Raw genomic sequence first — 26,025 nt, 5'->3', positions numbered from 1 at the left:
GGCGAAGCCTGCAAAGCAGGTATCCACAGGAGCACTCTGTTAAGTATTTTCTGTATAACGCTCGAAATATTGCTCAAAAAGCTCGCATAGTTCTTTAAAGCTTATTTTTAGCGAATTAGCTGAAACAGATATTGGGCTGCCACACATTTTGTAGTTAGTTTCCGCCATAAAGCGACGAAAACTACTATCTGCTTCAATGTATTTCTTCGGGTTGCGCAACTTTACAATTAACATTTTTTGACTTTGCATCTCGTACACCGAGAACCCAGATACATCTATCCATGGGACCAGCGTATTCGACCTAATGCCAAAAATTTCTATGCCTTTAGAAGAGAGCGCCAGACCTGGTCCGGAAGAAAATAGTTTCCAAATTCCAGCAATAGCACACAAACTAAAAAATCCTACGGACACAACACCAATGCCATGGATAAGCAATGGACTATTAAAACGGCGTCTAGACGCAATTTCCGCGGGGTCCAGGGACAAGAACGACGCTCCAAGGGCAACAAAACCAAATGCTATAATGATAAGTAATAGTATTTTTACTTTGCTGGTTTCAATTGTTTTTCTGTCAAGTGTTTCGTTGGGCTCAAGCGCAACAGACTTTTTCGAATACAAGGGCAGCGCATCGAATGAGGTCTCGGTTTTCGGTAACTCTTCGTCAACGTACGTTTCTCTTTCCACATCTTTCGGATTTGAGTAACCAGGTATTCGGAATTGCACCGGCAGAATCGTCGTGCGGCACTGATTACACATATATTTTGGATTAAGGATATCGCCTGCATGAAAACCAAGTATAAAAAATATCCAGGTTCCACCAGTCACGATAAGACTGGCTATAACCCCTAGCCAAGTGAAAGAACCCCACTCCTCTAGAAACCCAAGCCTCTCCCGCTTTACGGCTATCACCAGGTTTTGTTCAGTCAGTTCCTTACAGCCGCAAACCGCCGTGATTATTTCCACTGTTTCCTTTATAAGGCATAACACCTAAGTATTTAACGACCGTGCGCAGTATAACCTTTAAATGTCTTTTGGACTACGCCGCCAAGCCAAAACTATCAAGCGACGTATAAGGATAAAGTAATTTTGAGGCAGCGCCTGAAAGATACATTTGGAGCCAGACGTAAATCAATACCGACGGCGTTTGGTCTCATTAAATCCTGCACGCGGCTGCTCCTTCTTGTGATTCGCCTCAGATTACCTATCAGATGCCGTTTTCCGAGCCTTGAACACAGGGTCAGGTCTTACGTTCGCCAAAACAATTATTCAGGCTTTTAGAAAATGCCAACTTCGCAAAATTCATACTAACTTCGATATCATAGACGCCCAATAACTGGGGTTAATCCAATCACCGAGAGAAGCATTCTTAACTTTTCCACTCAATTCAGCACTGAATTTTTTATAATTAATTTTCGTTTCTACTTTGTCAGTCAAATTCGAATCATTTTTAAGTATGTAATTAATCGTTACCAGCATAGATGCTGTCAAAGAAACAGCTATACCTGCGGCAACTGCGTCAACAACACCTGTAGGCGGGAGTATAGATTTCGCCCAAAGAAATAAGTTTCGCCCAACAGCCTGCATGGCATAAGCCGGTAAAATCGCAACCACTTGGCTTTTAGAAATCAACTCTTCTTTGTAAATATAATGAAGACGACATATAGCACCTATTTGAGTTGCCGTTATGGTCACCCCACTGCCAGGTATGAAAGCAAACCCCGCAGAGGTCACACAGGCACTACTTATAGTAACGATAGCCGCTTTCTTTTTACTCTGCTGAGATTTTAAGAAGAGCAAATCTTTATCTATTTTTTCTAATTTCTTTAAAACAGCTTTACGCGCTTCATCAACACCTTGTACTGTTCTCGGCATGCCGAAATCGTCAACAGGAACTTCAGTCTCTTCCCCACTAAACGGGCACACTATACGATCATTTTCGCCATAACCCAAGGATACACAGCAGTATATTTCTTCATTTGCATCTAAAGCTAGCGATTCCTTCCATTGACTTTTAAGCAGCAAAACATCGGCTTTAGATATACCATCGACTTTATTCAAAATAATAATAATATTGTTATCGGTATTGCGTTTTAGCACGTCAAAATTTTCTTTTTGGGCCGTATCAGCGGCCCCCGATAATACCAAAATTGCTAGATCATGACCCTTCTTCAAAAAATCCAATGTTATCTCGACATTAACGGCATCTAAGTCATTCAGTCCTGGTGTGTCCCATACAGTTACTTGAGGGCTCAATTCTATAGCTTTTGGTTTAGTAGTTACTCCAGCTTCTGCACCAACATGGAACTTAGGCTCATGTTGAGGACAACTAAAAAGTGCGTTCAGAAAGGAGCTCTTACCAGAACTAACTTTACCCCCAACTACAATAGATAGTTCGTTCTCTATCTGATGAGATAAACCATCCAGAGCATCGTCGACTGCATCATTTACGTCACTTTCCTGAAACATTCAATACTTCCTTGATCAAAGAATTTAAAGAAAGGGGTGTTACTAAAACCAGCTGAATTGAAATATTACCAATTGCCACCCTTGGCAGGCGCTGTGTTTATGAAGATCTTTGATGAATACTAGCCTATTGGAATAGCTGCTACAGCCCAAAAATTGTAACAAAATGCAACACACCCTCCCCCGGCTCAGGAACTGACGCCTGAACGAGCTCCTCGAGAATCCCCGAGGTCAGGTCTCGCGTTTTGCCTCTCGAATAACCCGGCTCACGCGAGAATAATGCAGTCCAAAGAAATCGCCGATCTCCTTCATCCTGTACCCGCCGCTTGAATAGGATAGAACGATAGCCTCGTTCCAAGAGGAAACAACATGCGCATAATGCTGTAAAGGTTTTGCCAAGGAGCGACATTGGCTGGGCGGTATCTCGCTCAGCAGATCTGGTCTCTCAATCCGTCTCTGCATGTCATCGACAAACTGGTCGCTCCCCAGATAAATCTGATTTTTCAAATGTTCCCATGGGGACTGCTGGCTCTTCCCTTCAGCCACGAATCGCTCATAACCGTTTATTGCTGCCTCACAACGCTCACCAAAAGCAGAAAAAATCCAATCCCTATCGACCCTGCTGATAGCCCACTGTCGCCCGATTGTCACCCCCCACAGTAATACTGACCCACTAGCGCCAACTTAAAACTGACCCACCTAAGGCAAAATGGCCGCCTAATCACACGATCAGAGCGGCGGCCGATGTTGTCTCAGGAGACACTTGTGGAAATTCATGTATTGCATCGTCAGGGCGAGAGTATTCGCGCCATCGCCCAGAAGCTGGGTGTATCCCGCAACACCGTTCGCCGCTATCTGCGGGATCTGAGCGCGGTGCCCACCTATCCAGACCGAACGCAGCGAGCGACTAAGCTGGATCCCTATAAAGATTATTTGCTGGCGCGGATCGAAGCGGCGAAGCCACACTGGATACCGGCAACCGTGCTATTAAGAGAGATTCAGAACCGCGGCAATGACCCCAGCAACTTAAATAAAAATTATTATGCCGCATTATTTTTTAAGTATATTGTTACAGGTAGGACTGCAATCTTCATGCGTTTTCCCTGCTCCTAGTGACTGTCTAATTTATAGGCAGTTTAAGAGTTCAGCTTATAGCTGGATAAATAATAGCTACACTAGAATTAACCTAAAAAGGAGTGATATTAGATGAAAAAACAATTACTTGTAATGGGCGTTACGTTTGCTCTTGTGCTTGCGGGCTGTGGACCGACGGGGACAGATGAAAAAGATTCCACCAAGAGCGAAGAGGTTGCCCACGAAGATATGAAAGATATGAAAGATATGAAAGATATGAAAGATATGAAAGATATGGTTCATACTAACGATGGAATTGTTCCCAATGGTCTGATGAAGGCCGAAGATTCCACATACGTTGTCGGATCTGAAGCAATTATTCAAACTGATCATATGGAAGGCATGAAAGGGGCCACCGCAACAATTGTTGGGGCATTTGACACCACTGCGTATTCCATTAACTACACACCGACAGATGGCAGTGAGAAAGTATTAGATCACAAATGGGTTATTCATGAAGAAATTGAAAATCCAGCATCTGCTCCTCTTGAGGAAGGAACTGAAGTGACGGTACTTGCTAACCATATGAAAGGGATGGAAGGAGCAAAAGCAGAAATTGAATCTGCCGAACAGACTACCGTCTATATGATCGATTATTTCTCAACAACAGACGGGAATAAGGTAACGAATCATAAATGGGTTGTTGAAGATGAGCTATCAGAAAAGTGAGCCTTTAGGCATTTCTTTACGCTCATTACCTACAAAACGTAAGAAATAACACGGGGTCAGGTCTTGCGTTTTGCCTCACAAATAATCCGAAATACGCACTCCACGGCCAATCGACCGCAGATTGAACCATGGAAGCACGAACCGGGTTCAGCACGATGTATCGACACAACTTCGGTAGATTGCCGTCAGGTGTTTCAATCAAAAGATGGTAGTGATTGCCCATCAAGCAGTAGGCGTCGCATTCCCGGTTGAAGGCCTCACACACTTCGTCGAAAACTGACAAAAAGGCGCGGCGGTCATCGTCAGATTCAAAAATCATCTCACACCGATCTCCGCGTGACGTCACATTGACCCCGGCAATTTCCTTAGACAGAGGTAAAACGCAAGACCTGACCCCGGCAATTTCCCTTCTTATAGGCATAGCCCGAGCCGTTTATGGAGCTGGCCAATGCGCTGGCATTGGTGACCCGGCGAGGGTAAATCGTCTATGTTAAAGCCCAAGGGCTTATGAATGTGGAACGTACAAACGTATGCAAGTTGTCAGATCTTATCTATAGTGAGAGTTAGCAATTCACACCGATGAGGGATCTCGGTATGTCCAGATCGTCCCTATCCCGACGCTCCTTTCTCAAAGGGAGCGCTGTTGCGGGCGTAACTGCCTACCTCGCTCCTTTGGGCAGCGATGCCTTCGGCGCCCTCTTCGAGGGTCGCGTACTGTCGCCGACCAATGAGGCGTGGCAGCTTGCGGAGGGCAAAATGCGTTTCCGTCTTGACGGCATCGCCAAGGTGACCGGCAGCAAGGTCTTTGCCCGCGATATCAGGGCGAAAGACATGCCCCATTGGCCAGATCATCAATCCCACGCCTTTATCATCCGTGCGACCCGCTGTGATCATAAGCTCAAGGACATCAACCTGAGCCGCCTGGAGCAGGCCGGGTTAATGCCGGATCGCCTCGTCACCGCGGAAGACATGGACCGGGATAAAATCGAAGTACCCCGTTTTTTTGGCCCCGACTTCTTTCTGGCCAAAGGCGATACACCACTCTACCTCGGCTACCCGGTGGCCATGCTGATCTACCACGACTTCGCCCGTTATCGGCTGGCCAAGAACCGTATCCAATTCGCCGACGATGTGATCGTTTACGGCGAGCAGACACCGCTTCCGGAAAAGCCACCCTACGGTGCCTTCCGCTACATTCGTGTTGGGGGCGACACACCCTTCGCAGAAGACACCTTCTCCGCCTTGCAGGAGACCATCCTTTATCCGGACTTCCGCAAGCGTCACCCGATATGGCCTGAAGCACTGGAGAACGGCAAAAACACCGAAAAGGCGATGTTCTACGCCCAGCAACTGCAGGACAAACTGGACAATGCGTCTGCCGACTGGCTGGTGTTCGAAGGCGAATACAACTCCCAGTACACGGATCATTTCGCTTTGGAGGCGGATAACACCAACTGTTGGTTCGACCAGAGCAAAGGCGATATGCATGTGGTCTGCGGCACTCAGTCACCCCACGAACTCGCCAATTGGATGCCGGAAATCCTATCCAAGAGCTCCTTCCAGAGCACGCGATTCTTCCTGCATCCGGCCTACACCGTGGGCTACGGTTCCAAGGATGCCAGTATCTTCCCGTATTACGGGCTAATCGCTGCACTTTACGCAGACGGCAACCCGGTGCGGCTGGCCAACGACCGCTTCGAGCAGTTCCAAGCCACCATGAAACGCCATCCCTTCACCATGAAGAACCGCCTGGCGGTGGATCGAAAGACCGGCAAGTTCCAGATTTTCAAACAGGATCTGACGGCCAACGGCGGTGGCCGCGCCAACTTCTCCAACTCTGTAGCCTTCGTCGGCGCCACGGCCGCGCAATCGATTTACTACATGCCCAGCAGCGACCTGACCGCCACGGCGATATACTCGCGCATGCCAGAAGCCGGTTCGTTCCGGGGCTACGGCACCTTGCAGACCATGTCCGCCACAGAACTGATGGTGGATGAGATCGCCAGCCAGCTGAGTATGGACCCCATCGAGCTGCGCCTCCGCAACGTGTTCAAAAGCGGTATGAAGAATACTCAGGGTGCGATTCCGGCCGGCCACCTTCGAAGTGAAGAAATTCTGCGTAAGGCCCAGAAACACGCCATCTGGACCGAACGCGAGACACGCAAGCAGGCGTATGAAGCCGCCCACCCGGAAGAGCGCTACGGCGTCGGGTTTGCGTGTGTGCATAAAGACTTTGGCCATGGCGCTGAGTCCGCCTTCTCCGAAGTTCGCCTGACACCAGAGGGCCGTATCGAGGTGCGTAACACCGGCGCCGAAATGGGCACCGGCTACTCCACCAGCCAGGCCGCCGTAGTAGCCGCCTGGCTGGGTCGTGCCGCCGATCAGGTGCGTACAGCGGAGATGGAGTGGGACGACATGCAGATGTACGAGACCACCAATCCCTACCTCATCTCCCAAGAGGAACAGGACAAGGCCGTTCAGGACCCTCGCTGGACGCCGCTACTCTTGCAGGCTTCCAGTGCCAGCAACTCGGCCTACTTTTTCTCTTTCTCCACCCTTGAGGCGGCCCGGATCATCTTCCGCCACGGCCTTTGGCCCGCCGCCCAGGATTTCTGGCAGCGCGGGATTGGCGGCGGCCAGTCGGCACCTTATGTGGTGCGGGAGGAAAACGCCCGCTGGGAAGCCGGCCAGCTGACGGCACGGGGAATGGAACCACTACCTCTAGAGTTCTTGGCCAAACGCGCCCACGAGATGGGCCTGGTAACCGGTGTCATCAGCCACGCCTTCAATCGCTGGGAATGGTCCAGGGCCGACTATGACATCAACGGTCGATCCGAAAACCTACCCCTGGACGGGCTCGCCGTCCAGTACGGCACAGGCGCCACCGACGCCCAGAAAGCCCTGATGACCAGCAAGCGGGGCTATCATTTGCTGACCCGCAAGAATACTTATATCCCACCAACCCAGCGCAATAATGCCGGCGTCACCTACTACAGTGCCTGCGGCGCTCTGGCAGAGCTGGCCGTGCATACGGGAACCGGCAAGGTCTCGCTACTGAACCATCACACGTTCCTGGAATGTGGTAACACGCTTGTGGAGCAATTAGTATCCGGGCAGATCCAGGGCGGGACAGCCATGGGTATCGGCCATGCACTCTATGAAGAAATGCCCCTATACGAAGACGGCCCCGGCAACGGCACCTGGAATATGAATCGCTACCATGTACCCCGGGCCAGTGAAGTCGCTGTGTGGCAGCAAACCTCAGAAATCCTGCCGCCGCTGTCGCGAACCGACCCACCTAAAGGCATCGCAGAGGTGGTGATGATCCCCATCGTCGGCGCCATCGGCAACGGCATCGCCCATGCCATCGGCCACCATTTCCGCAGCCTGCCCATTACGCCGGACAAGATCAGGGAGGTCCTATGACAACGGAGCAGCTCAAGACCGCCACCATCCCGGCGCGTTCACTGGAGGTCACGATTAACGGACAGGTTCAGCCGGTTGAGGACATCCCCGAAGAGCTAATGATGCTCGACTACCTGCACGAATACCGCAACCTCACCGGCACCCGGTTCGGCTGTGGTAAGGGCATGTGCCGCGCCTGCACGGTGATCGTTGACAAGCCCGACGGCAGCAGCGAGGAAGTGCGCACCTGCATCACCGGTGCCCACTACTTTAATGGCAAGAAAATCCGCACGGTTGAAGGGCACGCACAACGAGACGAAGAAGGCCATATCGAGACCCTCTCCACGGTGCAACAGCAGTTCCTGGAGCATTTCTCCTTCCAGTGCAGCTATTGCGCCCCAGGTTTCGTCAATGCTGCCACCGTTCTGGTGGAGCGTCTGCAGCGGCAGCCGATCGCGCGTTCACAGCTGGAAAACACCATCAGCGAGGCACTGGAATCGCACATCTGCCGATGTACCGGCTATGTGCGTTATTTTGAAGCCGTCCGCGATGCCGTTCTGAAGACACCGGGCACCACCAAAGAGGCGAGCTGATTATGAATTATCGCAGCATCCTCGTAACGGCCCTCGTGCTGGGCCTGAGCACCACCAGTGCCTGGAGCGCGACATCAGACAACAGCATCCTGGAGCAGGGTCAGTATCTCGTCCGCGCCGCTGACTGCGCCGCCTGCCATACTAAGGAAGGCGGTACGCCCTACGCGGGCGGAGCTCCGATAGCAACACCATTCGGGACCGTTTACGGCACCAACATCACGCCCGACAAGGAGTACGGCATCGGCGATTACAGTGCCGATGAGTTCTACCACGTGCTGACTGAAGGCGAGCTGCCCGATGGCACCCAACTCTATCCGGCGATGCCGTACACGGCCTACCACAGCATTCCGCGTCAGGATTCGGATGCCATGTACGCCTACCTGATGAGTCTTAAGCCCGTGAACATTGAGGCTCCGGAAACCGACCTCAGCTGGCCGTTCAGCATGCGCTGGACGCTTAACTTCTGGAACCTCATGTACGCCGGCGAGAGCCCCGGCGACGCCAAGGGCGAATCCAGGCAATGGCAGCGGGGTCGTTATATGGTGGATGTTCTGGGACATTGCGGGGAATGCCATACACCGCGCAACGCCTTGGGTGCGCTGGAACGCGACAATCATCTTCAAGGCGGGGTTATTGCCGGCTATGAGGCCCCCAGCCTGACGTCAGACGAACTCGCCGGCCGCGGCTGGACACCCGAGGATCTGCAAACCTTCCTGCGCGAAGGCATCAGCGACCAGGGCACCATGTTCAGTGAGATGTACACCGTCTTTCATCACAGCACCCGCTATCTGCGTGACGAGGACCTGAAGGCCATGAGCCTTTACCTGATGGGCGAAAACCCGCCGGAGGCCCGGATCGTAGACGCAGGGCAAAGTGCAGGCGCCGACAGCCCTGGCCGTCGCCATTACCTCAACGTCTGCGCCGGTTGCCACGGAGCACAAGGCCAAGGGGTGCCTAATGTGGCAGTTGCCATGGCGGGGAATACCACCTTACGTCTCGACAATGGCCGTAACCTGGTGAAGGTAATTCACGACGGTATTGGCGCCCAGAAATTCAGTGGCTTCGAGCGCATGCAGGCCATGCCCAGTTTTGCCGACAAGCTGAGCAGTGCGGAAATCGCCGAACTCGTGAACTATCTGCGCCAGACGTGGGGCGGTCTGGATGCGACCATCGATGCCGCTGCCGTGGACGAGTTGACCGCGAAGAACGAATAAATAAACAAGGGGCGCCGATGCGCAGCCATCGGGGTCAGGTCTTGCGTTTTGCCTCTCGAATTATCCGGAATACAAACTCCGTTCAACCACTTCACCCTGATTACTGACGCGCCAGCGCGTAGTCGATAGCCGCACACACTGCGGCAGCTTGTGCGGCATTGCATTGCTCGGGCGTTGTACGGGGGCTGTCGGGATAGACCTCAGTGGTGGTCTTGTATGGGGCGCTGGTAATACTGGCGCACAGGCCCAGCTGCTTGAGCGGATACTGGATAACGCCCCGAGTGACCACCGGTGTGCCGATAATCTCGCCGTTGTCATCGGCCGGAGCGATATGAGTGACCTGCTCCACCGCCGCGATCACCGCCTGTTGGAATTCAGGCTGCGGGTTCTCGCTGTCATCGACCAGATAAAAGCCATCGGGAATCCCAGCCGCCTCGAACGGCTGGCCGTCGCGGGCCGCCAGCGCGGGACGAAACTCGGTTTCGTCGGTATCGGTGGTTTCGTGCAGGTCGATATGCATCAGCACTCTATCGCGAACGGGCGCCACCAGTCGCATGAGTGCCGCCGACTCCTCAGCCGGACTGCCATGGCGGAACGAGCGGTTCGGGTCGACCGCGTTCGGGTTCCAACGATGGATGCGCTCGTAAGCCCAAGGGCTAACACAGGGCACAACCAGCAAGTTGACGCGGCCCGCGTAATCCGCCGCATGCCGATCGACGAACTGCAACGCGCCGTGAACTCCGCTGGTTTCATAGCCGTGTACTCCGCCCGTTATCAGCACGACCGGCAGATCGTCACGCCAGTCGCGACTGCGGATCGCCATCAGCGGATAGCTTTCGGGGTCATAGTCCAGACGGCTATACTGTTCCACATCGAAGCGCGGGCGCAGGCGCTCGGTCACACTCAACACCTCGGACTCGTAGCTGCGTTGCCGGGGCTGTCGTGACAACCACTCGGCGCGCTCCTCGTCGCCCCAAGGAGCGCCGGGCGTACCGATTGGATAGGGTGCGGAAGCTGTGTTCATATCGCTTTTCTCCCATGATGGCCAATGCTGGCGTAAACCCTTCAAGACTGCTGCGGTGGTGTAGGTAGTTGTACTACTCCAAAACAGGGGCAACACGCAAGACCTGACCCCGGGACTCTGCCTAGTTTGGGCTTTTTCTACAGCCTCAACGCCCAAATAACAGGCTAAAAGTAGTGGGCTAAATTGGAGTGAAGCGAACAGCCCGCTATTTTTAGTCCTTGTTGATTTTCTTATCAGATTTAATCTTACTCCGACCTTCGAGGTGCTTGCCATAATTATTTACCATAAGGGCGACTACCTCATCTATTGTAAAAAGATCTAGATACGGTGCAATTAAGATATTTTTGTTTTTATGCAATATACCTGCACTATTTCTATTTTTTAGCTTTAAGGAAGGTGTAAATATTTCTATAAAGAAACCTTCAAACATAAAGCACACTGAAACATTATTAACTTTATCAGTTTCATAAATACGACAGAAAGGAGATAAAATAAGCTCTTTTATGCTTTCAGAACTAAAACCTTTGCTTTTAGTTAAATCGATGACTCTACTAATTTTAATAGAAAATTTACTAGAAGGAACCTTTAGATTATTCAAGATCGTATTTCTTAAAAATTCATTATCTGAATCGATTACTACTACATTTTTATATGATCTGTGATTAGAGTTAGCTGCTCGCCATAGTATTGATAAAAAGTACAATATAAGCCTATGTTGATCTATCTTTGAAAACTTAATACCAAAGCTTGTTTTATCTACTGAAACCTTTATTCCTCTTAAAGCTCCTAAAGAATATGCTTCATAATTTAAGTTTAATAATGTCTCACAGTCGTTACAAAGCTGATGTTCAGCCCAGCTATCATTACTATACGAAATTGCATCGTCATCGGAAGTTAAGGAAATTGCCTTTCCTGAGTTTTTTCGATATATTTTTTTAAATATGGAATCACCTATCGCATGTGAAAATTTCAATTCTTTATGATCTAGGCATAATTTACATAAACCTGATTTTGGCACCTTAATCTCCATTTAAAGCTAACGGCGTATTAGATGGCGCTCTTCATTATTGCAAAAAATTGACCGCCGCATAACACGCAATCGTCTAACGGAAAAAATTTACTCTTCTCCATAAATAATAAGTCCCTAAAAAAGTGAAACTAAACAGCTATCTGTAATTATTTTACCGCTTCGTTATTTTAATAACGAAGAACTCTCTATTCTTCAAACCTCAAGCACTCTGAATTCCGGGCAAACTCACCACGAATTAAAAATCAGTGGCCAAAAGTTCAGGGACCACAGGTGCCGGAAAACCAAAAAAATACAGGGTCGATACAGAAGAAATCATCGGCTGTCATCCTTAATAAACAAGCGCATCCGTAGCGCTAATGCACATAAACTAGCCTACTCTAGCCCTTTTTCGACCTCCCCCAAAAGGTTAAACAATGCAATGAGAATTCTCAGGGTCAGGTCTTGCGTTTTGCCTCTCGAATAATCCGGCTTATGCGAGAATAATGCAGCCCAAAGAAATCGCCGATCACCTTCATGCCGTATCCGCCGCTTGAATAGGATAGAACGATAGCCTCGTTCCGAGAGGAAGCAACATCCGCATAATGCTGTAAAGACTTTGCCAAGGAGCGACGCTGGCTGGACGGTATCTCGCTCAGCATATCTGGCCTCTCAATCCGTCTCTGCATGTCATCGACAAACTGGTCGCTTCCCAGATAAATCTGATTTTTTAATTGTTTCCAAGGGGACAACTGGTTCATGCCTTCAGCTACGAATCGCTCATAACAGATTGTTGCTGCTTCACGACGCTCACCAAAAGCAGCAAGAATCCAATCTATATTTAGTGCATTGAAGCCCTGCTGATAACCCACTGTCGCCCGATAACTACTCCACGGCCAATCAATTGCAGATCGAACCATGGCAGCGCGAACAGGGTTTAGAACGATGTATCGACACAACTCCAATAGGTAACTGTTTTTCTCAACCAGGATCGCCTTATACCGTCCCTGAAAAACATGCCCCACCCGACCATGAGTTCGATTGAAGTGCTGCGTGTACACCCCGTTAAGTTGGCGCATACCTTTCGAAAGATTGCCGTCAGGTGTTTCAATCAAAAGATGGTAGTGATTGCCCATTAGGCAGTAGGCGTGGCATTCCCAGTTGAAAGTCTCACACACTTCGTCGAAAACGGACAAAAAGGCGCGGCGGTCATCGTCAGATTCAAAAATCATCTCACGTCGATTTCCGCGAGACGTCACATGGTACAACGCGCCGGCAAATTCCAGTCGCAGCGGTCTGGCCATTCCTTGGCTCCTCCGTGGTTCTAATTGAGACGAGACAGAATGAGACGATTACAACGAAAGAGCAAGGCAGAGGCAAAATGCAAGACCTGACCCCGGAACTACTTTCTGGCTTGGTTATGTGTTGCTTCAGGCAGCGACAAGCTTCTTAACCTTGAGCTCTTTGCGATGTTGCTCAGCATGCCAGAGTTCATATTGAGACTGCTGGTTCAGCCAACTCTCTGCCGAGGTATCAAACGCGATAGAAAGCCGAATAGCCATTTCGGGACTAATACCAGCCCTGCCGTTCAGCACGGCGCTCAGAGTTTTGCGGCTTACCCCCAATGCTTCTGCGGCAGCCGTTACAGACAAGCCAAGGGGTTCCAGACAAAGTTCTCGCAAGACTTCACCCGGGTGGGGAGGGTTGTGCATCAACATCGGCGGTACCTCAGTGGTAATCTTCGTAATTCACTATCTCGGCATCTCCGTCCTCAAACCAGAACGTCACTCGCCAGTTACCACTGACCGTCACTGACCAAATTCCGGTGCGATTCCCCGAGAGCTCGTGCAGTCGAAGGCCTGGTAAGTCCATATCATTAACGTCTGACGCTGCATTTAGCCTACCGAGAATAAGCCGAAGCCTCTTTGCATGAGCGGCCTGAATCCCTGCGGTGCTGCCGGACTTGAAGAATTTAGCCAGACCCTTGTGTTTGAAACTTCGAATCATTCCTTGAATGTACCCTGTAACGTATCGGGTGTCAAAAGCACATAACGCCCGCCGCATTCACGACTTTGGAATGAGGGTAGGCGCGGCGGTCTGGCCATTCCCTGGCTCCTTCCACGGATCTAATTGAGACGGGACAAAATGAGACGATTACAACGAAAGAGCAAGGCAGAGGCAAAACGCAAGACCTGACCTAGGTACAGTACTACCGTAGAGGGGATGCAGGCCCTGGTTAAATTGCTATCGTTCACCCTCCAGGCTGTGCCATACCCGCAGAATGATGATGACACTGGCGTGAACTGAGTATCGAACACTGTACTTTCCGAAAATCATATCTCGAATGGAATTAGGCACCGGTGCCATTTCCACTTGTGTGCCCATGTTGGGGAAATCTGGAAGCAACTCGATTTTACCAACCAATTCGATGGCAATCCTGGCCGCCGCCGACAGGTTGTTAACCGCGATGAACGCCCTGAGGCGCTTTAAATCTTCAATGACTTCATCCGTGTAAACCAGTTTCACTTACCTGATCTCGGCGCATCCTGCTCGTTCTCGATTCCCCAACTCTTAAGCCAACTGTGTACCTCACTGGCATCAACCAACTTGCCTTGTGCGGCAGATTCCATTGCTTCCAGCGTTTGCGTCCATCGCTCCTGCTCTAGCTGCTGCTTTTCTATGTATTCCGACAATGCTTGGTTGATTACCCAGCTCTTACTCCGATGAAGCCTACCGGCGATGGCTTCCAGATGCTGCTCAACTTCTGCTTGAAGACGAACTGTAGTGACACTCATGACGATACCCTCAGACTCAATAACTACACTGTATTACATAATAGTCGGTAAAGGTGCGGCGGTCATCGTCAGATTCAAAAATCATCTCACGCCGATTTCGGCGAAACCTCAAACGGAAAACGCGCCGGCAAATTCCAGTCGCCGCTGTCTGGCAATTCCCTAGCTCTTTCGTGGTTCTAATTGATGCCGGATAGAGTGAAAGATTACAACGAAAGGGCAAGACAGGGGCAAAACGCAAGACCTGACCCCGGGACCTTTGCTTTTTAGTTGATCCTAAAGCCCCGATTTGCGGCTGCTTTGTACCGTCAGCGGAAAAACAGTCCGACAACAGTGCCTTGTTACAACTTGCATCAATTGTGGCGCATTGCTACAATTGAGGCAACTCAATACAGGAGGTCCAAATGGCCACGAACAGTATTCGCTTAGACCAAAACCTAATTGAAAAGGCCACTATTATGGCCAAAGCGCTTAATCGAACCCCGCCCAAACAAATAGAACATTGGGCAAAAATCGGCGAGATGATGGAAGATAACCCCGACTTACCTTACGAGTTTGTAAGACAGGCCATCATCGCACAGGCAGAGCGGGACGCCGGAAAGCTGGAGGCCTTCGATTTTGGTTAAAGCCACCAGTGTGTTGCAGACCCCTACATTCAAAAAGGCGGTAAAAAAGCTCAAGCCCAATCAGAAGAAAGACCTTGATTTGGCCGTTAAGGACTTAATGGCCAACCCCAACATTGGCGAGCAGAAGAAAGGGAATCTGGCCTTTCTGCGAGTGCATAAGTTCAAAATGAACAAGCAACTGACACTGCTGGGCTATAGTTTTGATGATGGCGCCCTTGTTCTTGAACTGATGGCCCTGAGCTTACACGAAAACTTCTACCGCGATACCCAGCGGAAAGAGTGACGTTTGCCGAAGTCGTGTAAACGCTGCCTCATATATTCGTTATAGCGCGACAATTAACGTCACATGATAAAACGCACCGGCAAATTCCAGTCGCAGCAGTCTGGCCACTCCTTGGCTCCTTCCGTGGTTCTAAATTGAGACATGCCAGAGTCGGATGATTACAACGAAAGAGCAAGGCAGAGGCAAAACGCAAGACCTGACCCCGGCACTTTGCCTCTTCGTCAGCTTGTCGCGGAACCCTGATTCGTTGAAACTCAATATAAGCAATTATGTTCGCAGTATCGTCGTCTGTCAGCTGGCTAGGATTCTCAACGAGACGCTTCAATGAGCTAAGTCCTTTCGGCTCCAGCTCATTGCCAAGGCCTTTTTCCAGAATATTCTCATCGACGTTATCCGGCACCCAGCTCTGACAGTAATATTTATTTCGAACCATAACCTGGTTGGCTTTCTGGCGCCGCCAGAGCCCTGACCGCTTACTGTAGATATTCAGGAAGTCCGAATTAGGCTCCTTGAAACCTTCTAGGTAAGCACGTGGTACAAAATGATGTCGTTTAGGTGAGCTCATATTCGTCTTAACGCCGGCATAACGGGCCGATTTGTGGAGCGGCAGCGGAACAAAGCGGTCCCGTTGACGCGATTGTTAAAGAGATAGACATTCCTGGACCTTGAACTCTTCGGCATTTTCTTTAGATTGCGACAAAACGTATTTCAAGTTTGGACCCAAAAATATGACGGGCTTCCCATTGAGCCACTCTGACTGACATACGTTTTTCGAGTTGAAGTCCGTTTTTAGAGCTATTGACCTCGCCGCTTGTAGTTGTACCGCAGGCTGGAGCATCGTCAGTCCAAAAATTGCCGCGTAAGCGCTAAAGGCTAACACGAGCGGTAGTATTGCAGAATTGTCTTTGCTCACCTCTCTATTTTTAACCTCAGATATAAAACCAACCACCATAACAGCGCTTGAAGCAAGGAAAACGGGAATCATTAAAAGAAATAGTAAGGTGGCAACGTTAAATACAATCATCGCCGAAAAGGAAAAAGGGAAAAAGCTGGGATCGATACCAAAAACTGAATTTATTTGTGATGCAGCCGTGAAGCCCGCCCAGTATAAAACAGAAGAAGATATTGCAGCCAAAATCCACTTATTGGAGAGACGTGTTTCCGAAAACTTATAAACTCCATTTTCCTCTAAGCATAGAGAAAGCCCCCAAACCATCAGAATCGCACCAAGAATAAACAGAGGTATGGGGAAAAGGCTATCCTTAAAAAGGAGAATCAAAAACCAACAGGAACCACCACTCAATATCAATCGATCAACTGTTTTGCTTGCTTTGAAAGGCTTAGGTTTAAACTTGGACTTTAAAAGTAAAAAAAACTCGCCGTACTCATTTTTTGCCTTAAATAGGCTCCTTATTGTGAGCCCTGAAAGGATCAAAACCCCTAACCAAGACAGGGCAGCCTCTACAGAGAAAGATGAAATCAAACTGCGTTGAGGTATAAATGCTAGAGATACGATCAGAAAAAGCCAAACGAATACAAAAGATAGATTTTTAAACTTCATACCTGAATGATGTTTCCTTTAACGCCTTGAATAAGCTGCCGTTTGGGGCGCCAGCGCAAAACGGCAGCTTATTCACTTGTTAAATTTGGAGTGATGCCACTTATAGTAAGCATTACTGCCTTCCCAGTTTCCCACTCTATTTCCGGTCACCTGCGAAAGAACTTCTATAACTTTGATCGAAGTAACTTTCTTTTTAGTATGCACTACCTCACCGTCGCGGACCGATAAATATCCTTGTTCATATAAGTCATCGCAGCCTGTTTTGCACATCAACGCTGCAATATTTGATATATCTCTTTTCTCCGATGCTGAACACTCAGACCTTTTCTTTATGTGCGCAGCAACCGGTGATTTGCAACCCAGTTGTCCAAATAGCTGCACTTAAGCAGCCTGTTTATTGCGCTCAATTTCCTGCAGTTTTCCAGGGTTGAGGGACACGGCTCCGGCGACCTTCCAGTTTCGAATGTCACCAGACCAACGCCTTGGATTCAGACTCTTTGCTCGTTCATAAACCGCTTCGCGTTTGGCTAACAACTCTGCATCAACACCCTGGTGCCGTTGTGCAGGCGTCACGAAGTTGATGCCGCTGTGCAGGTGCTCCTCGTTGTAGGCCTGCTCGAACAACAGCATCCATTTGCGCACCGCCGTGAGTGATGAAAAGCCCTTGGCGGGCCACTTTGGGCAGTACTTCAGCGTCTTGAACAACGACTCTGAGTACGGGTTATCGTTGCTCACCCTTGGCCGGCTGTGCGACATCAACATACCCAATTCTGCCAGCCGCGCTTTCAACGTGTAGGACGTCATCGGAGCGCCATTATCTGAATGCAGCACCGGTGGGTTTTGCCAACATCTCTCGCGCAACAGGGCTCGATCAATGAGCTTTTTGGCAAGCTCGCCGGACTCTGCTTCGTGGATTTCCCAAGCCACGATTTTGCGACTGTAGATGTCCATGATCAGATACAGATACCAGTGCTGGCCGCGCACCTCTGAAGGACAGTAACTGATGTCCCAGCTCCACACCTGGTTCGGGCCTGTGGCGGTAAAGCTGGTGGGCTCAGGGACCTTGCGCGGCGGTTTCATGCGGCCCCGATGATTCAATTGCTGGTGCTTTTTGAGAACTCGGTAAAACGAGGACTCAGACGCCAGGTAAAGCCCTTTGTCAGCCAGTCGAGGCACGATCTGGGACGGTGGCAAGCTCTGATACTCCCGTTCATTGCAGGTGTCCAGGATGGCCGCTTCTTCAGCGTGAGTGAGCTGGTGTGGCTGCACAACGCGCTCCGCTTGCGGACGTTGATCCTCCTTCACAGCGCCATTAGTGCGTCGCCAGCGCTTCAACGTGCGCTGGCTCAGCTCCATCAAATCGGCCGCCTTGTACCGGGCTGCGCCACTGGCGACAGCTTCGTCATAGTCGTTTAAAAGCCTTGTACGCTCGGTCAGCGGTGTTAGCTGTCCTCGCTGTCCGGGTCCTCGCCGTACAAGGCTTCGAGCTTTTTTGACAGCACCAACAACGAGGTCGTTTCTGCCAGAACCCGGTCTTTACGGCGAACTTCCGCCTTCAGCTTTTTGATGGTTTTACGGGCATCACGCTGCTGTTTCTGAGCGGCTTTCTCTTGCCCTTCTTGCAGGCCGGTACCGTGAAGACAAGCCTCTTTCCAGCGCTGCACCTGCTCGGAATAAAGACCTTTCTGGCGGCAATACGCACCCAGTTCAGCTTCGGACATAGACGCCGTTTCGATCACGACGGCCAACTTGGCATCAGGAGACCACTCGTCTCCAGCATTACGATAACCCGGCACAGGCACCCCTTGTTGTCGGCATTGTTTTAACCAATTGTACAGAGTCACTTCGGATATGCCTTCCTCTGCGGCCACCGACACCACACTGCGGTTCTGCGGAGGCAACAACTTCTTCAACACGGCCGCTTTACGTTCCTCGGAATAACGTGGCATGACTGCTCTCATACCGCCCAATCTGACATGAATTTAGGCTAAATCGCCAACTGGACAACTAGGCTGGCAGAGGGGGCAACAAGCATGTCAAAGGGGAATTCATGATTACATATCGCGCAACGTCCAGAATCTTCGCCAGCCAACAAGTAGGCTCTCAAAAGACTCTGCTCCTTTCGATATTTCGACCTCGAATCCCCATCAAGATCTACTTCGTGAGAAGCCGATTTCAGAATTTCTGAGGTAGGCCGAGCATGCACGCCTTCTTCCACCTGAATATTTTTATTGATGATAAATGACGGCGCATTCCCAGTTTCCGGGTTTGACATCCGCGCCCCGAATCCCGACTCTATCAAAGCCTTAAGTTCATCAACTGAATCAACACGGACATAGTCTTCTTCAAACCGCGAGGTGGTAGCGACGTACGTCCCGTCCGCATGTTTATGGGGAAAAAGAGGCGTCCCTTTATGAACCCCTCGCGATATCTGTGCACGGATGTTAGTCCCGTATTCCCTTAAAATTTAACGAAATAGCTCATGGGACCGCAGTATGGTTCCCATGGAGCGCATGGTTAGTAAATCTGCTGCTTTGAATTTTTGAATCTAGCACTTCATCAAAATCCTTAAAATTATCCGCCGCCATTGCCGAAGCCCATCAAAAGAACGAATTTAAAAAACTAATTGAAGTTGATCCGCCGCCTGAAAAATCATAAAGGTATTACAGGCGTTATAATGCTGAGAAATGCAGCTTAACTTTCTCAATTTCATCAAAGATATACTTAAATTTATCAAAGTTAATTTTTTCTTTATTTGAACGAACAATCTTAGTAGAAAAGATATGTTTTCCATAATGCTTGCTGACATCGATATGCTTAGCTGGTGAAAATGTTTTCCCATCAATCACATTTCCGAGAGTTATAGCATCAAATAGATCTTCCATAGCGGAGTCTTTTCCACCTGGATTGAGTGGAGTCAAAATAAGGTAAAGGTTATGGAACAAATAAATAAAGCCGTTACTTTTTAGTGTGGTTAAATGATTAGGACATGATTTAACTTTATTCACTAAATGGCTTAATAAATCTCTAGGTCCTGTATCATTATCAAGTACTAGAATTACTGGATTCTTAGCTTTCTTGTCTTCAAAGTGTTTTAAATCAGAAGCATACCTTTGAACAAATCTAACAAAAGGTGTTGCACCATCACCTAGATCAAGTAAGTACATTGTTTTACGATTTAAATCAGGAAATTTTAGCTTCGGCGAATATTTTGTTTTAGCTGATTTAGGGTTAACTAAATTAGGATAGGTAGCTTGAAGTTGGCTCAAAGCACTTTTTAAATATACGTTATCAGTTTTTCCTTCGGTTAATATTGTCGGATATTCATTTGAAAAAAAATGCTTATATTGCAGAAACCGCCCATAGACTTTTTCACGTGAATTTAACTTATCACGAAATTTATTAATGCCAGTATGTATCTTAGGTTCAAATTTTGGCTCTGGCCTTTTCTTTTTTTCTAGGTTGTTATAAAAATCGACAGAATCAATAAAAGTTAACCGACCTTCAAGCTCTGATAAATGGCCATCTCTGAAAGAATCATCTTGTTTGGCAATCGTAAATTTCCCTGTTTTAAATAGAGAATGAGCCATAGCTCTGGTTAAACGCCAATATTCTGATTTAACACTTACTTTTTTATTTATTACTAAGCCAGTTGCCTCCTGCCTTGAATCTTTAAATTGCAATCTGGTTTTTTTAGGGTTGACAGAAAAGCCTGCACGTCTTATCTCACCAAGTAGTTTTGAACCTAGTGTTATATTTTCAATGTCTTTGACAATGGCTATTGAAAAGCTTTTTTTTCTAGTCGAAAAAGTTATGTCGTCAGCATATCTCGTATACGAGCAGCCATTTCTTTTAGCTAACTTTGACAGCTTAATATCAAGGCTGCTAGTTATGAGATTAGCAATCACGGGAGAGCATGGACTGCCTTGGGGTAGAGTGTCTTTGTAGCATGCTATTTGAGCAATAATGGTTGCTGTATGGGGATCTAATTTAAAATCTCTATTTGCAATAAAAAATCCACGAACCCTACCAAAATTGAAGCTTCCAAAGAAATCTGCCAAATCCAAATTTAATACATTTTTTTTAGCTCGATGAATACGAGCATTCGTTATGATAGATCTTTCTCGTTCAAAGCCATGTGAAAGAGTGCATTCAACTTTATTATCAAAATGAATAACTGTTTTACAGTCCAAGAGTAAATCAGACAATTTACGTTGTAGGTCTTTCAATTCATCTGATGGCGCACTGATTGTCCTGACACCGCCTGATTTCTTGGCAATCTCAAATTGATGGTAATGCGAGTTTACGTGTGATTTTACACCCGGTCTATACAAGGTTCTGGTTAGGAAAGAAGCAGAAACGCCCAATATTGAGGCTAATTCAGGTTTTTTTTAGCCTGCTTAAGTAATAAATAGTTTCTTCTGTGAATCAAATTATACTCTTTTCATTTAAAGAAAAAAAATAGCTCACATGCACTCTTACGCGCCGCTAGCGAGTAATTCAGGAAAGCAATATGGAGCAATCCGAGAAGGCGAGTCACTTAGACCATGTTGTCACAGGTTGCGAAACGCAACCAACAAATCTGCATGTGAGCCATATCTAATTTATATCGTTATAACATGATATACAAGCAAAAAAAGCAACATCAGTGGTACGTTGTCGGGGCTAGGCTTCGCCTTGGCATTGCTTAACGAAACTATAGCACTAAAGACTATCCGCTTTCTCGTGCGGGAACGGCTGTAATCCAATCTTGGTTTTAGATATTTCCGCTTATCTCGGTTTCCATTAAATAATACTAATCTGCACTTGTCTTTAAATAATGCCGATTTGCTCAGAATTCGCTACCTGCTTGAAATATTTTGTGCTGTAGCGTGCGTTACAAAATTTCTAACGAGGCTGTAGAAAAACCCTTTTCAGAGCCCAACCCGCAGCCGCTTTTTTGTTTTTTCACAGCCTGTGATCAACTGGCGCAAGTTTGATCATGTGACGGCAACACCGCAGCATTATTGATATCCGGCGCTGAACACTCTACACATGGCCGTCTGTGGCCTATATCTGGCCATATCCTAGCCCCAGTTTCATGCCGCCAACTGCCCATAATTCGCCAGCTTCTCAATGTTGTGCACTAGGCAATACAACTGCCACTGACCCTGCACCTTCTTTTTGCTCCGCAGGCTGAAGCGATTCAGACGTTTGTTGCTGCCGATGTTGCCGAACACGGGCTCAACCACCGACATGCGATGACCGTAAATCGCTTTGCCTTGCTGGCTATCGACTCGGTGTTTCATCCAGTCGGTATACGTTGGGCCGCGCCTGAGCTCCAGGGTGTAGGAGACCTGTCTCCCTTTTCCCTTGTGGTGATCTGCTGAGCTGGGATTCTGCATGCATTGATGCTTTTTTGGGCAGTGGCGGCACTGCAATAGTCGCCCTTGGAAGTGGGCTCTGGGTACGCCGTTTTGGTCGGTTCGGGTGCCTTGGTGGCGCAGGGATTCTCCGGCGGGACAGATGCACGTCATCGTAACCGGGTCGAACTGGAATTCACTGGCCGGAATCACGTGTTTCCAACCGCTCTTCGATGGGGTTTGCGGGCGCTTACCGTACTTGGCTTTCTGGTCTGCGAACTTGGGATCACGGCTTCGGAAGCGGTTGTCCGGGATGTAACCGTTGATCTGGTGTTCATGCAGGTACTTCATATTGGCTTCGTTGGCGAAGCCGGTGTCGGCGGTCACGATCGCGCCGGTTTGATAGATGTTGTCGGCGATGCCCAGCTTTTTATAGCGACGCTGAACGGTCTCTAACACCGGCTTTAAAGTATGGTGTTCCTGGCCTTCACCGAAGGCTTGAGCATCGATGATAATCTGGTGTTTTTTGTCCACTGTAGCCACGCCGTTATAGCCCTGGATCGTGCCTTTGCTGGTGGTCACCTTGCCGCTTTCGTTATCGGTGATGTTGCTCTTCACTTCCTTGAGTCGTTTCCCCTGGCCCATTCTTGGGCTGTTCGTCTTTAGGAAGTGGTCCACTTTTTTCATGGACTCATCCAGAGAGAGCACGATTTTCGCCCGTCGAATATCTCGGTCCAGTTCCGCTTCGGTTTCGGCCTCATCCCGCTCGTGGTGTTCATGCAGGTGATGGCGAATCAACCGTTTCAGCTTGTCCCGTTTCTCGCCCAGCTCTTTAAAGGTACCAGACCATTCCTTCGCCGCGTCTGACGACATCTTGCAGCCGTCGATGGCAAACAGTTCGTTGCCCAAAAGCCCCTGCTCATGACACACCAGCAGTATTTGCTCGAACAGTTCTTCAATCTCATCGGCGTGCTGGCTGACAAACTTGGCCAAGGTGGTGAAGTGCGGGACGGTATCGCAAGACAGCGCTTTAAAGATGATGTTGGTCTCGCAGCACCACTGGATCTCGCGGCTGGAGGTGATGCCTTTGGAGTAAGCAAACAGAATGATCTTCAACAGAATGGCAGGATCGTAGGCCAGTCGGCCGGTGTCGTCGTTGCGATATTTCGGATGAAACACCGTCAGATCCAGCTTGTGCTCAATCAGGTAATGAACGGCGTGTTCAAAAGTGCCGGGCTGGAGCTGCTCTCGGTAGTTGATGACGACCATCGTATCTTGGTCGTAGTTGTAGTGCTTGAAACGAGGCATACCGACGGCTCCCTGTCTGTTTTCTCAATACTACCAAAATCGGTCCGACTTGGGGTTTTTCTACAGCCTCAACGCGAAGCTTAGCGGCGACCTTGTAATGAAGGCGAAGCCGCAATGAAAAGGGCGTCCGGCACATCAACCCGCTCCATAAGCAAAAAGGCAGGAACGGGAGGCAAGCCGAGCCCTTTTTCTAAAATAGCTACAATTTCCTCAAGATCAGAAATTACGCGACTCACGTTTAATGATGACACAACCCGTTGCCATTTAGGTTTCGGCCAGTCCTCAGGGTTAGCATGGCTCACCGGATCATATGGGACATATTCTGTTTCGGCATGAGCTAATTGATTGCGTAACTCCATAACTTTTTTGAACGACTGAAATGGGCTACAAGAATAGTCGATATCGATTTTCCCTACCTCGCAAAGAAACTCCATTTTCCCGTTTGGAGATAACTTTGGCTTCAGGTGTTCATCCCAGGATTTCAGGATGTGATGCCCCACATGATTTAGGAACGACTCATAAGTAAATGCAGCAAAGGTGAGCAAGGCAAGTCTCTCCGACAGCTTAATGCTCTCGAAATCAACGTCCTTTTTCAATGACTCAAGCGAGGCAAACATATACCTGAAGCCATAATAGGCTAGCTTCTCCGCCACAGGTTTCTCCTACCGTTTAACGCGAAGCACAGCGGCGGCCCGTCAGGGACGTCCGGCGGCCCGTCAGGGACGTCCGGCGGCCCGTCAGGGACGTCCGGCGGCCGTAGGCCGCGCACTGCTGCGATTTGTTAGCTGGGTGTAACTGACAGCCCAGCCCCTGGCACTCAAAATGATAGCCTATTCCGCCGCTGCCCTTATGCCAAGATCCGCAGATGCACAGTGTCAAAAACACTGCAAACGATGCGGCGAATGAACCAGAACGCCAGATTAGCAGGCCAAAAACTTGCTTACGCCGGACAGCCCCACAAACAGAACGCCCAATTTTCTGTCGCCACTTTTGAACCGCTGTGCTGCCAACTGACCACCGATTTCGACGGCTTTGGCGCAACTGAAAAATATCGGTTTTGTCACCAACTCTGGGCCAAGGCCACTGGCACCGAACCACCAAAAAGGAACCACATCAATCCAGCTAACGCTTGCAGCATGCGCGCCCACGGAATGGAGCCGAAGGCGCAATGTAGTGGGCGTCGCCGTGCCTGCACTTGTTATGTGCATATTTCAAATTTTATAGATTTTTGTAAGCGTGGTAGTTATCGAGAACTTGATGATAAAGCATTGACGATTTTCTCCTTGCGGCAGGATGGAAAGCATTGATGAAGACAGTGCCCTCATTAACATGAACTCGCTCACTAACTTTTTTTAGTTCAGGGAAGACATAGCGTTTAACTTGGTCATATGTGCCGCAAAGCACAACAATGTCCGGCTTTATTAACTCAATTTGCCTTCTTACAAAAGGAGCAAATTCACACGCATGAGCATCAAACGTCTTTTTTTTGGTTCTAGCTTTCCCAGAAGTTTTTCTTATATTTATATATGCAATACCCTTAATCGCACTTTTTTCATTTGACTTAGCATCTTTGAGCGGTGGCACAGTCCCATCATAATTTTGAAGCCCGTAAGCCCATCGTCCGACCCGACGAAGAACTTTTCCTCGCCACCAACCGCTTCTCTTTACTTCAATAGCTCTATTAATCGCTATGACAATATTTTGTTTTGCTTCATTTGTTTCCTTTAAAACAAACAAAACCTTTGTACCAATACCATCCCAGCTTTCTTTTGAGATCACTCCATCTCTGTTGAAATGCCAGCCTTCTGGGAATACCTCTTCCCAAAAATTCAGCAACTGATCAACACAGTCTGTTTCTGAAACTTTTCTATTATCCATAAAGACACTCAGGTTAGCTCCTGCCCAAATTAATTAGACAAATGGGTGGATCCGTTAGGTAGCCATTCTATGTTTAAATCGCCACCGCCAAAACGTACAACACCTTCTTTTTTAGGCTGTTCATCACACTGGCCTCGATATTCAATACATTTATCAAGAAGTTCGATCAGGTGAAGTTTGAAGCCCGAGTCAGTTACTTGATCGAAAATGTCTTTTTCAAGCGTCCAAGATGTACCACTCAAGCGGTCTTCATCATCTTCTGCACGGAAAACCACCTCGCCCGTAACTTTCACAATGTCCGGATGCTGTTTTGCAAGCATCGTAAGGCATAATGCTTCAAATTTTTGATCAAAATTCGACATACCTTATACCCCTTTTGCTCATTTTGTCTTTCAGCTTACGTTACCTGAGCGACAGGTTGTGTCGGAGAGGCGCATAACACCTAAGCATTTAATGGTCGTGCGCAGCATGACCTTTAAATGTCTGTTGGACTAAGCCGCCAACTCCGCAGCTATCGAACGATGCTTAAGGATAAAGTAATTTGAAGGGCGGGCCTGAACGGTCCATCTGGGGCCGGGCGCGAAGCGATGCCGGCGGGTTTTGGTCTCATTCGATCCTTCATGAGGCGGTTCCTTGTTGTGATTCCCCTCAGATTAGCCCTCAGGTACCCGTTTTTCCAGCGTTGGCCCGCAGAAACGCACAGCTCCTTGAGAACGGCTGTTTTCCA

At 48.8% G+C, this 26,025-nt stretch carries 22 protein-coding genes and 2 pseudogenes; 7 read left to right on the top strand and 17 right to left on the bottom strand.

What is annotated here, in order from left to right; translation table 11 throughout:
- Positions 1 to 39: 39 nt before the first annotated feature.
- Together ATI45_RS19480 and ATI45_RS19475 are read right to left on the bottom strand one after the other, a co-directional pair.
- Positions 40 to 963 carry an STM3941 family protein gene (locus tag ATI45_RS19480; RefSeq protein ID WP_098421250.1) on the bottom strand — a complete coding sequence of 308 codons (924 nt, stop codon included), beginning with the start codon at positions 961 to 963 and terminating at the stop codon, positions 40 to 42.
- A 336-nt stretch (positions 964 to 1,299) separates the two neighbouring features.
- A complete protein-coding gene (locus tag ATI45_RS19475) occupies positions 1,300 to 2,466 on the bottom strand; it encodes a GTPase (RefSeq protein WP_098421249.1) in 1,167 nt (388 codons plus the stop codon).
- 741 nt (positions 2,467 to 3,207) lie between these two features.
- Between ATI45_RS19475 and ATI45_RS19465 the strand changes: the two are divergent.
- The 5 genes and pseudogenes from ATI45_RS19465 to ATI45_RS19440 all read left to right on the top strand — a co-directional run.
- Positions 3,208 to 3,474, top strand: a pseudogene (locus ATI45_RS19465) (helix-turn-helix domain-containing protein); the annotation flags it as partial.
- A 195-nt stretch (positions 3,475 to 3,669) separates the two neighbouring features.
- Positions 3,670 to 4,266 carry a YdhK family protein gene (locus tag ATI45_RS19460; RefSeq protein WP_098421247.1) on the top strand — a complete coding sequence of 199 codons (597 nt, stop codon included), beginning with the start codon at positions 3,670 to 3,672 and terminating at the stop codon, positions 4,264 to 4,266.
- Between the two features lie 594 nt (positions 4,267 to 4,860).
- A complete protein-coding gene (locus ATI45_RS19450) occupies positions 4,861 to 7,692 on the top strand; it encodes a xanthine dehydrogenase family protein molybdopterin-binding subunit (RefSeq protein WP_098421246.1) in 2,832 nt (943 codons plus the stop codon).
- 26 nt (positions 7,693 to 7,718) lie between these two features.
- Complete coding sequence (locus tag ATI45_RS19445; RefSeq protein ID WP_228736066.1) at positions 7,719 to 8,264, top strand: (2Fe-2S)-binding protein; 546 nt, start codon at positions 7,719 to 7,721, stop codon at positions 8,262 to 8,264.
- Positions 8,265 to 8,266: 2 nt separating this feature from the next.
- Positions 8,267 to 9,478 (top strand): c-type cytochrome, encoded by a 1,212-nt coding sequence (locus ATI45_RS19440; RefSeq protein WP_098421244.1) that lies wholly within the window; start codon positions 8,267 to 8,269, stop codon positions 9,476 to 9,478.
- Between the two features lie 100 nt (positions 9,479 to 9,578).
- Here ATI45_RS19440 and ATI45_RS19435 read toward each other — a convergent pair whose 3' ends face one another.
- The 7 genes from ATI45_RS19435 to ATI45_RS19405 all read right to left on the bottom strand — a co-directional run bounded on the left by ATI45_RS19435 (position 9,579) and on the right by ATI45_RS19405 (position 14,303).
- On the bottom strand, positions 9,579 to 10,502 hold the full coding sequence (locus tag ATI45_RS19435) for a M14 family metallopeptidase (RefSeq protein WP_098421243.1): 924 nt from the start codon (positions 10,500 to 10,502) through the stop codon (positions 9,579 to 9,581).
- 211 nt (positions 10,503 to 10,713) lie between these two features.
- Positions 10,714 to 11,520 (bottom strand): hypothetical protein, encoded by an 807-nt coding sequence (locus ATI45_RS22070; RefSeq protein WP_143751192.1) that lies wholly within the window; start codon positions 11,518 to 11,520, stop codon positions 10,714 to 10,716.
- A gap of 446 nt (positions 11,521 to 11,966) precedes the next feature.
- Positions 11,967 to 12,812: an REP-associated tyrosine transposase gene (locus ATI45_RS19425; protein WP_098421241.1), complete on the bottom strand. Its 846-nt coding sequence runs from the start codon at positions 12,810 to 12,812 to the stop codon at positions 11,967 to 11,969.
- 126 nt (positions 12,813 to 12,938) lie between these two features.
- Complete coding sequence (locus tag ATI45_RS19420) at positions 12,939 to 13,226, bottom strand: HigA family addiction module antitoxin (protein ID WP_098421240.1); 288 nt, start codon at positions 13,224 to 13,226, stop codon at positions 12,939 to 12,941.
- A gap of 10 nt (positions 13,227 to 13,236) precedes the next feature.
- Positions 13,237 to 13,515, bottom strand: a complete 279-nt coding sequence (locus ATI45_RS19415) for a type II toxin-antitoxin system RelE/ParE family toxin (protein ID WP_007349587.1) — start codon at positions 13,513 to 13,515, stop codon at positions 13,237 to 13,239.
- Positions 13,516 to 13,752: 237 nt separating this feature from the next.
- Positions 13,753 to 14,034, bottom strand: a complete 282-nt coding sequence (locus tag ATI45_RS19410; protein ID WP_098421239.1) for a type II toxin-antitoxin system RelE/ParE family toxin — start codon at positions 14,032 to 14,034, stop codon at positions 13,753 to 13,755.
- The gene (locus ATI45_RS19405) at positions 14,031 to 14,303 is read right to left on the bottom strand and encodes a CopG family ribbon-helix-helix protein (protein ID WP_098421238.1); all 273 of its coding nucleotides are present in this window, start codon (positions 14,301 to 14,303) and stop codon (positions 14,031 to 14,033) included. Before ATI45_RS19405 ends, ATI45_RS19410 begins: the two co-directional genes overlap by 4 nt.
- Before the next feature lie 401 nt (positions 14,304 to 14,704).
- Between ATI45_RS19405 and ATI45_RS19400 the strand changes: the two genes are divergently transcribed.
- Positions 14,705 to 14,926 carry a TA system antitoxin ParD family protein gene (locus ATI45_RS19400; protein WP_098421237.1) on the top strand — a complete coding sequence of 74 codons (222 nt, stop codon included), beginning with the start codon at positions 14,705 to 14,707 and terminating at the stop codon, positions 14,924 to 14,926.
- A complete protein-coding gene (locus tag ATI45_RS19395) occupies positions 14,919 to 15,209 on the top strand; it encodes a type II toxin-antitoxin system RelE/ParE family toxin (RefSeq protein WP_098421236.1) in 291 nt (96 codons plus the stop codon). The genes ATI45_RS19400 and ATI45_RS19395 overlap by 8 nt, the downstream gene beginning before the upstream one ends.
- 28 nt (positions 15,210 to 15,237) lie before the next feature.
- Here ATI45_RS19395 and ATI45_RS23360 read toward each other — a convergent pair whose 3' ends face one another.
- From ATI45_RS23360 to ATI45_RS19345, 8 genes and pseudogenes are all read right to left on the bottom strand, one after another.
- Positions 15,238 to 15,774 carry a DUF4238 domain-containing protein gene (locus ATI45_RS23360; protein ID WP_098421235.1) on the bottom strand — a complete coding sequence of 179 codons (537 nt, stop codon included), beginning with the start codon at positions 15,772 to 15,774 and terminating at the stop codon, positions 15,238 to 15,240.
- A gap of 75 nt (positions 15,775 to 15,849) precedes the next feature.
- Complete coding sequence (locus ATI45_RS19385) at positions 15,850 to 16,770, bottom strand: hypothetical protein (protein ID WP_098421234.1); 921 nt, start codon at positions 16,768 to 16,770, stop codon at positions 15,850 to 15,852.
- A gap of 381 nt (positions 16,771 to 17,151) precedes the next feature.
- Positions 17,152 to 18,719 (bottom strand): IS3 family transposase gene (locus ATI45_RS19380; RefSeq protein ID WP_228736018.1). Its coding sequence is split into 2 segments (ribosomal slippage): positions 17,152 to 18,231 and positions 18,234 to 18,719, totalling 1,566 coding nucleotides; the frame shifts between segments, so codons are not numbered across the junction.
- A 723-nt stretch (positions 18,720 to 19,442) separates the two neighbouring features.
- A pseudogene (locus ATI45_RS19370) lies at positions 19,443 to 21,146 on the bottom strand (retron Ec67 family RNA-directed DNA polymerase/endonuclease); the annotation flags it as partial.
- Positions 21,147 to 21,848: 702 nt separating this feature from the next.
- A complete protein-coding gene (locus ATI45_RS19365; RefSeq protein ID WP_098421232.1) occupies positions 21,849 to 23,420 on the bottom strand; it encodes a transposase in 1,572 nt (523 codons plus the stop codon).
- An 80-nt stretch (positions 23,421 to 23,500) separates the two neighbouring features.
- Positions 23,501 to 24,073, bottom strand: a complete 573-nt coding sequence (locus ATI45_RS19360; RefSeq protein ID WP_098421231.1) for a hypothetical protein — start codon at positions 24,071 to 24,073, stop codon at positions 23,501 to 23,503.
- A 565-nt stretch (positions 24,074 to 24,638) separates the two neighbouring features.
- Positions 24,639 to 25,298, bottom strand: coding sequence for a hypothetical protein (locus ATI45_RS19350; RefSeq protein WP_098421229.1), 660 nt, complete (start codon positions 25,296 to 25,298; stop codon positions 24,639 to 24,641).
- Between the two features lie 29 nt (positions 25,299 to 25,327).
- Positions 25,328 to 25,660, bottom strand: a complete 333-nt coding sequence (locus ATI45_RS19345) for a hypothetical protein (protein WP_098421228.1) — start codon at positions 25,658 to 25,660, stop codon at positions 25,328 to 25,330.
- Positions 25,661 to 26,025: the final 365 nt, after the last annotated feature.

This window comes from Marinobacter sp. LV10MA510-1 (genome assembly GCF_002563885.1).
Classification (GTDB): domain Bacteria; phylum Pseudomonadota; class Gammaproteobacteria; order Pseudomonadales; family Oleiphilaceae; genus Marinobacter.
Note: the sequence above shows the minus strand (reverse complement) of the source record. Positions and strands in the feature narration are given on the sequence as shown.

Coding starts and splice junctions, on each gene's coding strand:
- ATI45_RS19475 (WP_098421249.1), bottom strand. CDS start 2,466: ATGTTTCAGGAAAGTGACGTAAATGATGCAGTCGACGATGCTCTGGAT.
- ATI45_RS19460 (WP_098421247.1), top strand. CDS start 3,670: ATGAAAAAACAATTACTTGTAATGGGCGTTACGTTTGCTCTTGTGCTT.
- ATI45_RS19450 (WP_098421246.1), top strand. CDS start 4,861: ATGTCCAGATCGTCCCTATCCCGACGCTCCTTTCTCAAAGGGAGCGCT.
- ATI45_RS19440 (WP_098421244.1), top strand. CDS start 8,267: ATGAATTATCGCAGCATCCTCGTAACGGCCCTCGTGCTGGGCCTGAGC.
- ATI45_RS19435 (WP_098421243.1), bottom strand. CDS start 10,502: ATGAACACAGCTTCCGCACCCTATCCAATCGGTACGCCCGGCGCTCCT.
- ATI45_RS19425 (WP_098421241.1), bottom strand. CDS start 12,812: ATGGCCAGACCGCTGCGACTGGAATTTGCCGGCGCGTTGTACCATGTG.
- ATI45_RS19420 (WP_098421240.1), bottom strand. CDS start 13,226: ATGTTGATGCACAACCCTCCCCACCCGGGTGAAGTCTTGCGAGAACTT.
- ATI45_RS19415 (WP_007349587.1), bottom strand. CDS start 13,515: ATGATTCGAAGTTTCAAACACAAGGGTCTGGCTAAATTCTTCAAGTCC.
- ATI45_RS19405 (WP_098421238.1), bottom strand. CDS start 14,303: ATGAGTGTCACTACAGTTCGTCTTCAAGCAGAAGTTGAGCAGCATCTG.
- ATI45_RS19400 (WP_098421237.1), top strand. CDS start 14,705: ATGGCCACGAACAGTATTCGCTTAGACCAAAACCTAATTGAAAAGGCC.
- ATI45_RS23360 (WP_098421235.1), bottom strand. CDS start 15,774: ATGAGCTCACCTAAACGACATCATTTTGTACCACGTGCTTACCTAGAA.
- ATI45_RS19385 (WP_098421234.1), bottom strand. CDS start 16,770: ATGAAGTTTAAAAATCTATCTTTTGTATTCGTTTGGCTTTTTCTGATC.
- ATI45_RS19365 (WP_098421232.1), bottom strand. CDS start 23,420: ATGCCTCGTTTCAAGCACTACAACTACGACCAAGATACGATGGTCGTC.
- ATI45_RS19350 (WP_098421229.1), bottom strand. CDS start 25,298: ATGGATAATAGAAAAGTTTCAGAAACAGACTGTGTTGATCAGTTGCTG.
- ATI45_RS19345 (WP_098421228.1), bottom strand. CDS start 25,660: ATGTCGAATTTTGATCAAAAATTTGAAGCATTATGCCTTACGATGCTT.